Below are 13,703 nucleotides of genomic sequence, written 5' to 3'. Positions count from 1 at the left end.
CACAGCAGCTTACTCACCAAAAAAAGGCGAGTGAAGCCCATGATTTTAAAGCCGGCTTTTTTTGGAACATCAAGGTGATGAAAATACTCAAGAAACCTTAAATTGTCTGACCATTCTTTCCAGAGCCTCACTTAGCTCTGCTATACGATGGCTGGCTTGTGCAACTTGCTCAGCACCTAAAGCTGTGTCTTCTGAAACGTTTTGAATATTCAAAACATTATTATGAATTTCGTTAACGACATGGCTTTGCTCTTCGGCAGATCTGGCAATCAGGGTGTTCATATCAGTAATTGAATTAACTGATTGACTGATTGCATTTAGCGAATCGGTGGCATTCACCGCTTTTGAAACCAAGCCCTCGATACTGTTTCGATTTTGCTCCATGGAGGTGACCGCATGGTCTGAACCTTGTTGTAGTGAAGAAATCAGGCCTTCAATTTGTTTGGTTGAATCTTGGGTTTTTTGGGCAAGTGAACGGACTTCATCGGCTACCACGGCAAAACCTCTGCCCTGTTCGCCTGCACGGGCAGCTTCAATAGCCGCATTGAGTGCCAGTAGATTCGTTTGCTCAGCAATGTTTTTGATCACTACCAGCACCGTGCCGATATTTTCGCTGCCTGCTTTTAAATCTCTGATGACGGTGGTTGATGAATTAATTTCTGAAGCCAGTTGATTGATTGAACCTACAATTTCCTCAACGACTTTACGGCCTTTGTCAGAATCCTTGCCACCATTTATCGCTGCTGTGGAGGCTTTTTCAGCATTAATCGCCACCTCTTGAACAGTTGCTGTCATTTCGGTGATGGCTGATGCAACCTGGTTGGTTTCATTTTGCTGCTTCGCAACATTCTGGTTGGTTGCACTAGTAACAATTGATGTTTGTTCGGCAGCGGTTGAAAGCTCTTCAGAAGCTGAAGCAATTCCAACGACCAGAGTTTGCAGTTTTTCAACAAAATTGTTGAAGGTTTTGCCCATTGCACCGACTTCATCAGTGCTATCAAAATGCATCCGTCTGGTGAGGTCATTATCTTTCGCCATCGCACTTAGCGTGTTCATTACCTCTTTAATCGGCGTCACGATATTGCTGATGATGACTTTTGAAATCAGCAGACCAATGATAAGTGCAGCAGCAGCCAGACCGATTAGGCTGTACAAGCTTGCAGCTTGGACTTGCTGGACACCAGCAATCGTTCGCTGACTAATGTTGCCGATAGTGGCTTGCATGCTCTCAAGTGTGAGAAACAAATCTGCCTCAATTTCCTTTAAAGTTTGTTGCTCAGCTGCCGAGAGGTAACCGCCACCTGACATGCTTCCACCGCGTTGAATGACTTTAATCGCGCTATCAACATAGTTTTGATAATTTTCCTGCTGCTCCACGATTTTGGCCGTACTTTGTTCCAGGCTGGCGACGTCTGATAATAATTCAGCTTGCAAAGTTTTATTTTCAGCATCCTCCAGGATCGCCAGAATTTCCTGAAGTCCTAGAGCGTTTTTAATCGTAATATTTTCAATAACTTCAATATGGCCTTTAATCACACTGCGAGAAGCGCCTGATCGGGCATCAGCCAACAGTTCTTGTAAGGCTATGGTTTTTTTCAGTTGCAGTTGACTGGTTTGTGTAACGCGACTTTCCAATGGGATGGCCATTTCATACATCACATTAAATTCAGCAGAAATATCGTTCATTTTAACGATGGCCAATGCTGCAATAAGAATCTGCATCAGACCTAGTACGATAACTATGCTGAAGATTTTCTTGCCGATGGGAAGGTTATTAATAAACTGCATTTAAACTCCATGAAAAGGGCTTTATAACGAAAGTGAATATTAATGTTTGTAGCGGTTGCAAGCGGATTAAGCTTAATTTTTTTTCGATACTTTTTTCAAAAAAACACCATTCTTCATCTAATGTTGGCCCAGAAGATCAAAAAGCAAAAAATTGTACATTCATCGACCTTTTATAATTTTATTTATTGATAATTTTTTGAAGTGGTTTTTAAAAACCTAGTCATCCGAAAAACAACTGAACGTTGTCAACATAACAAACGAAAAAACGCCGGCTTAAAACCGGCGTTTTTGTTCAAGCGTTAACACTGCTCGTTTTATTTATCAGAAGTAAACTCCGGATAAGCATTCATACCACATTCGTGGATATCCATACCTTCCATTTCTTCCTCTTCACTAACACGTAACTTGGCGAATTTATTGATAATCGACAGTACGATATAAGAAGCGATAAACATCCACGCAAAGGTCACCACGGTACCAATTGTCTGACCCGCTATCGTTGCATCCGGGTTGCTGAACAGTACGGCAAAGATCCCCCAGATACCCGCTGACCCATGGACCGAGATAGCACCGACCGGATCATCAAGCTGCATTTTATCCAGCAAGATGACCGAGAACACCAGCACCACACCACCGACTGCACCGACAATTAAAGCCAGGCCTGGGCTTGGCAATAATGGTTCGGCGGTAATCGCCACTAGACCAGCTAATGCACCACTGATCGTCATGGTTAAGTCAGTTTTGCCAAACAGGAATCTGGCCAGCAATGAAGCCGCGACCATACCGGCTGCAGCCGCCATATTGGTGTTCACAAAGATTTTTGCAACGGCGTTAGCTTCTTCGATATTGGCGATTTTTAATTCTGAACCGCCATTGAAACCGAACCAGCCAAACCAAAGGATAAACATACCTAATGTTGCCATCGGTAAATTGGCACCTGGAATCGCATGAACTTCACCGTTTTTGCCATATTTGCCTTTACGTGGGCCAATGATGATAACGGCAGCTAACGCGGCGGCTGCACCGGCCATATGTACAACAACGGAACCGGCAAAGTCTTGGAAGCCCAGTTGATCCAGGAAACCACCACCCCATTTCCAGTAACCTTCTACCGGATAGATAAAGCCAACCATAAATACAGCAAAGATCAGGAACGGCCACAGACGCATACGTTCAGCAACGGCACCAGAAACAATCGACATAGTCGCTGCAGCAAACACCGCCTGGAAGATAAAATCAGCCATAGCTGAGTAATATGGAGCGCCTTCACCACCTGCTAAAACAGATTCGGTGCTGTTATCTTCACCAAGGAAGAAATCAATACCCGGAATCCACGAGTTAACAGGGTCAGCTGGGTACATAATGTTATAACCAACAACGAAATACACCAGGCAGGCAATACCATAGAGCAATACATTTTTATTAAGGATTTCGACAGTATTCTTACTGCGTACCAACCCTGATTCCAACATGGCAAAACCAGCTGCCATCAACATAACCAGCGCTGTACACATCAGAAAATAAAATGTGTCTAGCGCATAACTCACTTCTATTACAAGCGTATCCATTGTGAACTCCTAAATAGCAGCTTCGCCGGTTTCACCCGTTCTAATGCGAACGATTGATTCCAGCGGTGAAACGAAAATTTTGCCGTCACCAATTTTTCCGGTTTTGGCACTGGCTGTAATGGCGTCAATGGCTTTGGTCACATCCTCATCACTCACCACCAATTCAAGTTTTAATTTTGGTTGAAAATTAACCGTATATTCCGCCCCCCGGTACATTTCGCTATGGCCTTTTTGTCTTCCATAGCCTTTTACTTCGGTCACCGTAAGACCGGATACACCCACGTTATGAATGGCTTCTCGAACCAGTTCCAGAGCATGCGGGCGAACAATCGCCGTTATCATTTTCATTACTCGCTCCTGTTGATTTAAATGAAATAAATTTTCCCCCGACGAAACAATGAAATTTCTATGCCAAGATGAATAATTTATTAAAAACAGGTGGTTGGGATTTTTTGGCCCGCTAAAAACAGGAAAATATTCCCGATTTCCGCACCTCTACGGTTCGGGCGCACCAAAATGGTTCAATGATGATAAAACAGGCAAGCGCTAAACCAGCGAAACCCATCACTACTTTGGTTGAATGAGGAGTGTTTACTAAACAGCTTATTTGGAATTGTTTTGCTGAAACTTCCAGACTGCTGCCTCGAGACGGCTAGTCAAATTAAGTTTTCTAAGCAGGTTTTTGATATGCACTTTGACCGTTGAATCCGTGATTCCTAGCTCACGGGCAATGGTCTTGTTATTCATTCCAGCGGCGATGCAATCGAGTATTTGATTTTCCCGCTCCGTTAAATTGGCCGAATCGTTTGAGTTTTTGCTTTCAGGAAATAATGCTGCACGCGTCAGAATATCGGTGAGACGGTCCTGAATTATCGTCATGCCTTTGGTGGCTTTGATCAGGCTGTCACGCAACTGCTCTGGTTCCATATCTTTCAACAGATAACCATCGGCCCCAGCACGTAATGCTTCAAGTAAATCTTCTTCTGCATCTGATACGGTCAGCATCACGCAACTTGCTTGTATATCGGTGGCTTTGAGTCGGCGTAGCGTTTCCAAGCCATCCATACCTTTCATATGTAAATCCAGCAGGATCACATCCGGTAATAACTGCTGCGCCAAACTAATACCCTGCTCACCCGAGTCGGCTTCACCCACCACTTCAAAGCCCGGATCATCAGAAATCATCTGTCCTACGCCTTTACGGAACAAAGGGTGGTCATCAATCAGTAAAACGCGGATTAGGCTCTGTTTATCTTTCATCAGCTTATTGTGCCAGTTTGGGTTTAAATAAGAGTTGTACTCGGGTGCCGCCCCAACGACGACTCATCACTTCAATTTTGCCGCCGAGATTCTGGGCGCGCTCTTTCATAATAGTTTGTCCATGATGGTCATAGGTTTCAGTGCCGGGTTTAAATCCTACCCCATCATCGTCTAGCGTCAGTTCAATTTCACCATTGTCGCGAAGGCTTAATAAGATGCTGACATTGTCTGCACCAGCATGGCGCACGATGTTGGATAACGCTTCTCTCAACACATGCAACACATGAAACTCTTCATTGACCGTTAAACGGCAGTTCACCAGGCGATTATCCAGTTTTATCTGCAAGGATGAGCGCTGGGTAAATTCATCAATCGTCGCTTGCACTGCATAACCCAGGCCACGTAAATCCATATGCGCCCGAAAGGTCGACAATAACTCGCGTAATTCACGGTAAGCATTGTCCAATCCTTCGCGTAGTTCTTTAATAACGGCAGTTTGTTTCTGTAGGTCGGTGGTGGATTGCAAGCGTGAAACCTGAATTTTCATAAACGAAAGCGATTGCGCCAGTGAGTCATGTAATTCACGAGCAATCGCGGCACGTTCTTCCAAAATCGCCAGCCGCCGCCCTTCCGAGTCATAATTTTGATAACGATAACTAATTGCCAGCAAGCCGGTTAGGGTTTCCAATAAGGTGATCTCAGCAGCATCAAGTAATCTGGAGACCGGCATTTCCACCAGCAGAATGCCCAACTTGTCATGTTGCAAGGCAAATCCCAGCGCCGTGACATTCACAGTTTCTTTTTCCTGATTTTGCCACTCACCACTGAACATGCCGCCTGCCAGTAAGGTTTCGAGATGTTCTTCGCTCAGTTCAACCGGCGCATGATGTGAAAACAAAATCTGTTCGGTTTTGACCACGGTAGTTTGTGTCATGATTAATGCCACATTTTGCAGATCCAATGCCCGTTCCAGCGAATACAGCATACGGATCTGATTGGCTTCATTGGGTATTTCCTGCTGTACCTGCTCCACCCATTCTGCGAGAAAAGCCTGAGCAGTGATCAGCCGTTTTAATTGTGTTCCGGTACGCCGTGCCCAAGCCATTTCGGCTTGATAACCGCTTTGCTGCTTTTGCAGTTGTTCAATGGTATTTTCTAAACGGGTGATTTCATCTATGGTGGGGTGTCCGTTATCAGGTGTTGTAGATGGTGATAATGCAACGAGTCTAATCAAAAATAGCTGCCTCATATTCGCCATCAGATACGCCGTTAACAGCAAGAATACGATAAACACCGCGACCTGTAGCGCCAGCAGCCAATTGATTTTCTGCTCATTATCCTGCAGTTTTTGCATACTGGACGAATCCAGCAACGTCGCTGGACTCTCACTCTGAATGGCTTGTTGTTGAAGTTGTTCGATTGTTTGATACTGATTTTTTACACTGCTTGATTGCAACAGCGATAACATCAATATCAACCAGCAGCTGAGTAACATGCCACTCAGCAGAAAAATCCAACGTTGATACAACGATCTATGACGCCAAAGCTGGCGCAAACGTTGAAAATATCCGTTATTGTCCGACATGGCTTACTGAGACACGACTATGAAACATCGAATACCCGAGCAGAACTTCACGCCATTGTTATTATTTTTCATGTGGTTTGGCAGCCTCGGTGTTCTGTTTGGGTTATTGATTGTCTGGCAAAACAGTTTCAGCATCGATTCAACATTTCTCATATTATTCAGCGTCACGCTTATATTAAGTCTGACTGTGCTAATAAACAGTATTAAACCACTTGTTGGCAAGGCCATCAGCCGAAAAACCACATCTTCAGCCGATATTTCACATCAGTGGTCTACATATCTGCCATCTACAATGACTAGCCCGGCTGCCATTGTCGATGGCCTTACGCTTAAATATGCCAATCCGGCATTTTTACAATTGATCGGCATGTCAGAAATGCAGGATCTGATTATCGATATGCCACTTAATAATCTGATCCATCCTTCACACCATGCTCGCTTGGATACTATTTTCAGCAGCGAAAATAATGAATCATTGCCGGTCAGTAATATACGACTGCTGTGTTTTGATGGCAGCACGTTGCCGGCCGAACTCACAATCACCTCGTTGCAAATTGCCGGTTATCCTTTGGTTCAGCAATTACAAATCACCCCCAGTGATTTACAAGCTTCGGTAAATGCACCCACCGATCAGCAGCATTCCAACTTGTTGCTTGAACGACTTGAACAAACCATCTTTCATTTAAACACCGAAATGCAACTCATTCTGTTAACGCCTTTCTGGCTCAAGTTACTTGATTACACTGTTGAAGAGTCGTTAAACAAGCCGCTTATTGATTTTATTCACCCCGAAGATCAGGCACTGGCACAGGCCAGGCTTAATGGTTTGGCTGATGGCAAACGCCAGCGCACCCAACTAAATATTCGTATGCTCACCAAAAACGGCCTGTTGCAATGGGTAGATTTACGCGCCAACACTACTTCTTTATTACGAGGCGAACACAGCAGCATTATCGGCACGCTGACCGATATCAGTCGGCAGAAGCAGACCGAAGCCGCATTACGGGCCAACGCCAGATCCACGACCGATATGATCATGAACAATATTTCGGTGATGGTGTATCGCTGTAAAAATGATCGCTTCTGGAGCCTGGAATATGTCAGCAGTGGTTGCCATGAGCTGATTGAATACCAGCCTTACGAAGTCGTTAATTCGCAGCCGCACGGCTATATGAACTTGATGCATCCAGACGACAAACAACGCGCCTGGGATTATGTGCAAGGGCAGTTATTCCGTCAGCAATCGTTTCAGCTGATTTATCGGCTGGTGACTCGCTCTGGCAAAATCAAATGGGTCTTCGAACAAGGTAAAGGTGTATTTTCCAATGCCAATGAACTGCTGGCGCTGGAAGGTGTGGTCACCGAAATCCAGGCCAGCAGTGTTGAACAATTACAGCAAGGTTTGCAGCATATTGAATCACTCAATACCGCGAGTTAACTACTCCGGTTGAGTGCCTTTAGGCAAAACTTCACCATCGTCTTGCGGTTTCAACCATTCCAGAACATACGGCAAATAACTGTTCAGGCCTTTGTATTCCGCCAGATCCGGATGCAAACTGTTCAATACACGATACAGTCGTTTAATCCACCGCGGATACATTGCCAAATCTTCCAGACTGACCATATAAGTGCGGATGCTAAAGGCAATAGCATTACTGCGTGGCAGTCTGAATAAAGCTTGTAATTCCACCCGTAAATAGACTTTCTCTGCGACATTTTCAGCGGTGACCGAGACATTATCCGGTCCCCATAAATGCCATTTTTCAGAAGATGTATCTAATCGTGGATTAACACACATCCGCCAGTTAGTGCGTCTGACAGGGCTGCCATATTGCAGATGCAAAAGATATTTCAGTGCCCGATCAAAAATCCCCATTTCAGGTGCATGCGGAACCGGTGCATGCCATTCCTTGAACGACATTCCGGCATCAAATGCCACCGACCAGTCAGCCTGTCCAGTAACAATACCTAAATCAGCAAACAGATCATCATCGCGTTGATCCATAATCACCCAGTCGCCCTGTACCTGACGGCTGATAAATTCAAACGGCTCCATCGGCAACGTTGAGGTATCACCAAACACAAATTGTTGATCAATACCCAACGGTTTGTTCACCCAATGCCAGTTGTCACCATCCTGTGTCAGTTGAAACGATTCCGGATAGTCTTTTGCAAGGTTAGTCATTACCAGCTCAACCATATCCCACTGCGCATCCATCATATGTGGCAGTGCGACATAACGGCCATGATCATCTTCCAGCACAATGCGCCGTTCTTCGCATTCGGTCAGATAATGTTCATCAATATCAATGGCATATTCAGTCACGGCTCCTGGTGGACCGGCATCATGCGGCTCGATATTGACGCTGTACATATATTCGTCTTCATCAAACGGAAATGGAAAACGTCGGACCGATTCAGGTGAATTACTGAAGGTATAATCGTCACGTAAAGTTTCTTGTTTAAAAGCCATATTCATAGTGGTATTCCTCAAAGATTCACAACCATGCGCGAGCAATGTGCCCGTGAAACGCAGGGCATGATTTTGTTTGCACTGATTTTTTCAGCATCGGATAAATAGACGTCCTGATGGATCAGTTCACCATCACAGTCCACTACCTCTAATTCACAACGACCACATGCCCCGCCACGACATAAATACGGTGCATCAATACCCGCTTCTTCTAATGCTTCCAGCATGCTCATTTCACTGGGGACCACCACTTCGGTTTCCGACAGTTTTAATGAAACGATAAACGGCTCACCCGTTGCCGGGGCCAGGAATTTCTCGCTATGCAAGGCGTTTTCCGGCCAGCCCATTTCCTTGGCCATTAATAACAAGGAATTCACCATGGCATTTGGTCCGCAGACATAAACGTGTGAACCCAATGGTTGTTGAATTAATAACTCGGTGAAGTTGATTCGTTGGCCTTCGTCGTCGACATAAAAATGCACTTTGTCGCCACAGAGCTTTTTCAATTGATCACGGAATGCTGCCTGATCGGCACTGCGATACGCATAGTGCAACTCATAGGCATAACCGAGACGATTCAAATCGCTGATTTGTGACATGAACGGGGTAATGCCAATACCACCGGCCACCAGAATATGTTTTTTGGCCAATTTGTTAATGGAAAACAAATTGTTGGTGGGGTGATTTGCAGCCGTGAACCGGGTTTGACGTGTTCGTGCATAAACACCGAACCACCGCGAGACTTCTCTTGTTTACGCACTGCAATGGTATAACGACCATTATCACTGGTTGGTCCCATTAGCGAATAGGCATTACGGTGAACACGACCATCAATATTCATCGCAACGACAACATGACTGCCGCCGGAGAAATACGGTAATTTGCCGCCGTCTTCTAACTCAAAAGTAAACTGTTTAACTAAATCGGTGATAGGTTCCACCGCGGTGACGATGACATTTAACTGACTCATGGATAAATTTCCTCTGCTGCTGGAATGTCACCGGGTACTTCCGCGTCAATCATAAAGCCCATATAGGCGCCCATCAGCCGAGAAAAATGTTCTCTGACAATCAGGTGACGACCGCAGCCAGTGCAGACATGAATATTGTGATGAACATCTTCATTGGTAGTTTTGCAATGTACGCAATACAGGCGTCTGCCCAAACTGCCGCAAAGCTCCTTGAACACATTCTTGTCATCAACACCTGCTTCGCGTAACACCCCGGCAACTGACCAGATAAAGCCTTCGGTACCGGCCACATAAAACTGTGTCCCCATATAGCAACTGTCTAATGTGGTTTTCAGTGCTTCCAGTAATTCGGCTTGAGAATCACTGAGACTAATTGGCTCGTTAACCACTTTTTGCACGGTGACAGCATATTTTTCAGCCTGTGGATCAGCAGCGAGATACAGCACTGAAAGCGGTTCACGAGGCAGTTTTTGTTGAAACAATTTCAACAAGGCTTTACCACCCTCGCCTTCAGCAATCACCACATGATGCATAGCATGCTCTTGCCAGACTAACGTCCCATAGATGGGTTTACTCTTGATTGAATAGCCTTTTTCCATATTCAAACCTCCACATCAATGCGTTTGTTTACTTAACAGGATGCGTGCGTAAACGCATGGGATCATAAAATGGCGTTTTCACTATGGTGGCGTTAATCGGTGTATCGGCGGCAATCACCACTTTAGTACCGATATGCGAATAAGCCGGTTTGATATGTGCCAACGATAAGGATTGCATCAGATAACGGCTGAAACTCGGGCTGGTAATGACCCCGACTTCTTTATCATCAATCAGGATTTTGGCGCCCACCGGCACAGCACCGGGATAATCACAAGAAAGACCAACTTGTTTGACCCGTTCACGACCTTTCAAAGCCAACACCGCTTGTTTGCCGATGTAATCACCCGGTTTATCCAGATCGACGCACCAGTCCATGCCCACTTCCCACGGGGTGGTATCGCCTTCAGGCATATCAAATGGAAAGAACAATAATGCTGCTTCAACACGGGTCAGATCCAATGAGTCCCACGAGCAAGCAATCACGCCAAAAGGCTGACCTTTATCCAGAATGCTGTCCCACAAATAAATCGCATCAGCAGATGAACAATAAACTTCATAACCCTGCTCACCAGAATATCCACCGCGAGACAGCGTGACACTGCGGCCAAACAAAGTAGTTTCAACGTGTTTGAAATAGGCCAATTCCGCCAAATCAAAATCCAGTTCAGGATTCAATACGTCAATTGCTCTTGGGCCTTGCAATGACAGAATATGCACATCCATATCCTGTTCGACCAGAACATCTTCGCCTTCCGCCAGCTTAGCCAGAGTTTGTTGAGTGATGCCGCCGCCATGGGATAAACGGTATTTATCCTTGGCATCGCAAATCACCATAATGTCATCGACCAGCGCACCGGCCTCATTTACTTCACCAGCCAGGCGAGCACTGCCAGGTTCAAGTTTGGTGACATCAATGGTGACCAGTTGATCCAGAATTTTCAGTGCAGCGGGACCGGTGACATTAACAATATTCAGTCCGGACACATCATAGAGGCCAGCCCGGGTACGAACTGCGACGACTTCATCATGGGGATCGGTGTGATAAGACCAGGGAATCGGCATGTCATTCCAGGTATCTCCATCCAGCGTTGAACCCAGTTCACGGTGGCGCACATTGAGTATCGAATTTCTGCTCATCTGACTTTCATCCTGCTTGTTTAATGATGGTTAACAAAATTAACTGAAAGTCAGTATTGGCAACATTCTCAAGAGGGATTACTACCAAGGGGGTAGCTGTTTTGGCAGAGTTATATGCGGGGGTTATCAGTGTTGATGAGATACAAAAAAAAGGGGGCAGAGACAACCTTTAATTCACCAAACCTGAACAGAGGGGGGTAAAAACTCTTCAGGTCTGACTAATCAAAGGCAGCATCTGCCCTTTTCGGTCTAACGGTAAAGTAATCCGTTGCTAATAATTATTGGCGCCAGGGATCCAGTTGGTACCGGCTAATGGAACCCTTGCCATGGCAGCGGATTCAACCGTCAGTGCAACCAAATCTTCCGGTTCCAAATGACGCATATCGTTTTTACCGCAGGCACGTGCCAGGGTTTGCGCTTCCATGGTCAGCACTCGCAGATAGTTGGCCAGACGACGGCCACCTTCAACCGGATCCAGACGTTTACTGAGCTCAGGATCCTGGGTGGAAATACCAGCCGGATCTTTGCCTTCATGATAATCATCATAAAAACCGGCCGCTGAACCAATCGCTTTAAACTCTTCATCGTATTTAGGATCGTTACATCCCAACGCGATCAATGCCGCTGTACCGATTGCCACTGCATCCGCACCTAATGCCATGCACTTGGCGACATCAGCACCGTTACGAATACCACCGGAAACAATCAACTGCACTTTGCGGTGCATGCCCATTTCCTGCAATGCCTGAACCGCTTGAGGAATCGCCGCCATGGTCGGAATACCGACATGTTCGATAAACACTTCCTGTGTTGCCGCGGTTCCGCCCTGCATACCATCAACAACAATGACATCGGCGCCGGCTTTCACCGCCAGCTTCACATCATAATAAGTGCGTGTCGCACCGACCTTGATATAGATAGGCACTTGCCAGTCAGTGATTTCACGTAGTTCCAAGATTTTGATAGCTAAATCATCCGGACCGGTCCAGTCTGGATGACGACAGGCACTGCGTTGATCGACACCCATCGGCAAAGTACGCATTTTGGCAACACGTTCGGTGATCTTCTGCCCCAACAACATACCACCACCGCCCGGCTTGGCACCCTGCCCCAATACAACCTCAATGGCGTCGGCTTTGCGTAAATCATCCGGATTCATACCGTAGCGTGATGGCAAGTATTGATAAACCAGTTTGGTAGATTGACCACGTTCTTCCGGCGTCATACCACCGTCACCGGTTGTAGTAGATGTACCAACAGCAGACGCACCACGGCCCAAAGCTTCTTTAGCATTGGCCGATAAAGCGCCAAAGCTCATACCGGCAATGGTGACCGGGGTTTCAATCACGATCGGTTTTTTGGCAAAACGGGTACCTAATGTGACCTGGGTATTACATTTTTCACGATAACCTTCCAACGGGTAACGCGACATACTTGCACCCAGAAATAACAAATCATCGAAATGCGGTAACTTGCGTTTGGCACCCCAGCCACGAATGTCGTAGATACCGGTATCGGCTGCCCGGCGAATCTCGGCCATAGTCGAGCGATCAAAGGTTGCTGACTCACGGAGTTCGGTAATGTATTTCGTTTTTTCACTCATAATAAATTCCTCGTAAAATCAGCTTTAATACGCCGAAGCGTTATCGACTTTAAAGTTGTATAACTGGCGTGCAGAGCCATAACGTTTAAAAGCATGAGGGTCTTCATCCACCCCGGCACGCTTCAGCACTTCGCTCAGTTCCTCGATATGCTCATCGCGCATTTCTTTGGCAATACAATCTGCACCCAACGATTTCACTTCGCCTTTAACATAGATGTGGACTTCATAAAGCGAATCGCCCAAGGCATCACCGGCATCCCCACAAACCACGAGGGTTCCAGCCTGTCCCATAAAGCAGCTCATATGACCAACATTACCGGTCACGACAATGTCCGAACCTTTCATGGAAATGCCACAACGTGAACCAGCATCGCCTTCGATGACCAACAGCCCACCAATTGAGGTAGCCCCGGCAGAAGAGGAGGCATTTCCTTTTACACGAACACTGCCTGACATCATGTTCTCTGCCACACCTTGGCCGGCACTGCCGTGAACCACGATATCGGCTTCTTTATTCATGCCACCGCAGTAATAACCGGCATGGCCCTTAATATCGACTTTGAGCTTCTGATCAAGTCCTACGGCCAGGTTGTGCTGTCCTTTGGGATTAAGCACTTCCCATTCAGTTTCGGTGCACTGTTTAGCTTGATCGTGTAACGCCTGGTTTAAGTCACGCACCGTTTGTGTTGCTAAATCTACTGTTCTCATTGTGTTCCCCT

At 46.1% G+C, this 13,703-nt stretch carries 13 protein-coding genes; 1 reads left to right on the top strand and 12 read right to left on the bottom strand.

Going from position 1 to position 13,703, the window contains the following annotated elements:
- Positions 1-87: 87 nt before the first annotated feature.
- The 5 genes from A9E74_RS06790 to A9E74_RS06770 form a co-directional block, all read right to left on the bottom strand.
- On the bottom strand, positions 88-1,788 hold the full coding sequence (locus A9E74_RS06790) for a methyl-accepting chemotaxis protein (RefSeq protein ID WP_069295886.1): 1,701 nt from the start codon (positions 1,786-1,788) through the stop codon (positions 88-90).
- A 314-nt stretch (positions 1,789-2,102) separates the two neighbouring features.
- Positions 2,103-3,356: an ammonium transporter gene (locus A9E74_RS06785; RefSeq protein WP_069295885.1), complete on the bottom strand. Its 1,254-nt coding sequence runs from the start codon at positions 3,354-3,356 to the stop codon at positions 2,103-2,105.
- Between the two features lie 9 nt (positions 3,357-3,365).
- On the bottom strand, positions 3,366-3,704 hold the full coding sequence (locus A9E74_RS06780) for a P-II family nitrogen regulator (protein ID WP_069295884.1): 339 nt from the start codon (positions 3,702-3,704) through the stop codon (positions 3,366-3,368).
- Between the two features lie 255 nt (positions 3,705-3,959).
- Positions 3,960-4,616: a two-component system response regulator NarL gene (narL, locus tag A9E74_RS06775; protein ID WP_069295883.1), complete on the bottom strand. Its 657-nt coding sequence runs from the start codon at positions 4,614-4,616 to the stop codon at positions 3,960-3,962.
- A 4-nt stretch (positions 4,617-4,620) separates the two neighbouring features.
- Complete coding sequence (locus A9E74_RS06770; RefSeq protein ID WP_084002983.1) at positions 4,621-6,201, bottom strand: histidine kinase; 1,581 nt, start codon at positions 6,199-6,201, stop codon at positions 4,621-4,623.
- 19 nt (positions 6,202-6,220) lie between these two features.
- Between A9E74_RS06770 and A9E74_RS06765 the strand changes: the two genes are divergently transcribed.
- The gene (locus A9E74_RS06765) at positions 6,221-7,639 is read left to right on the top strand and encodes a PAS domain-containing protein (RefSeq protein ID WP_069295881.1); all 1,419 of its coding nucleotides are present in this window, start codon (positions 6,221-6,223) and stop codon (positions 7,637-7,639) included.
- Here the strand turns inward: A9E74_RS06765 and A9E74_RS06760 are convergent, their stop codons facing one another.
- The 7 genes from A9E74_RS06760 to A9E74_RS06735 form a co-directional block, all read right to left on the bottom strand.
- A complete protein-coding gene (locus A9E74_RS06760) occupies positions 7,640-8,680 on the bottom strand; it encodes a heme-dependent oxidative N-demethylase family protein (protein ID WP_069295880.1) in 1,041 nt (346 codons plus the stop codon). It abuts the gene before it with no gap.
- An 11-nt stretch (positions 8,681-8,691) separates the two neighbouring features.
- On the bottom strand, positions 8,692-9,303 hold the full coding sequence (locus A9E74_RS14715; protein ID WP_425412310.1) for a PDR/VanB family oxidoreductase: 612 nt from the start codon (positions 9,301-9,303) through the stop codon (positions 8,692-8,694).
- Positions 9,252-9,644: an FAD-binding oxidoreductase gene (locus A9E74_RS14710; protein ID WP_245652088.1), complete on the bottom strand. Its 393-nt coding sequence runs from the start codon at positions 9,642-9,644 to the stop codon at positions 9,252-9,254. Before A9E74_RS14710 ends, A9E74_RS14715 begins: the two co-directional genes overlap by 52 nt.
- Entirely contained in the window at positions 9,641-10,243 is a 603-nt protein-coding gene (locus A9E74_RS06750) for a dimethylamine monooxygenase subunit DmmA family protein (protein ID WP_069295879.1), read from the bottom strand. Before A9E74_RS06750 ends, A9E74_RS14710 begins: the two co-directional genes overlap by 4 nt.
- A gap of 28 nt (positions 10,244-10,271) precedes the next feature.
- Positions 10,272-11,381, bottom strand: coding sequence for an aminomethyl transferase family protein (locus A9E74_RS06745; RefSeq protein ID WP_069295878.1), 1,110 nt, complete (start codon positions 11,379-11,381; stop codon positions 10,272-10,274).
- A gap of 271 nt (positions 11,382-11,652) precedes the next feature.
- On the bottom strand, positions 11,653-12,984 hold the full coding sequence (locus A9E74_RS06740; RefSeq protein WP_069295877.1) for an FMN-binding glutamate synthase family protein: 1,332 nt from the start codon (positions 12,982-12,984) through the stop codon (positions 11,653-11,655).
- 24 nt (positions 12,985-13,008) lie between these two features.
- Entirely contained in the window at positions 13,009-13,692 is a 684-nt protein-coding gene (locus A9E74_RS06735; RefSeq protein WP_069295876.1) for a GltB/FmdC/FwdC-like GXGXG domain-containing protein, read from the bottom strand.
- Positions 13,693-13,703: the final 11 nt, after the last annotated feature.

Origin of the sequence: Methylophaga muralis, from assembly GCF_001720165.1 — a bacterium.
In the GTDB taxonomy this organism is placed as follows: Bacteria; Pseudomonadota; Gammaproteobacteria; order Nitrosococcales; family Methylophagaceae; genus Methylophaga; species Methylophaga muralis.
Note: the sequence above shows the minus strand (reverse complement) of the source record. Positions and strands in the feature narration are given on the sequence as shown.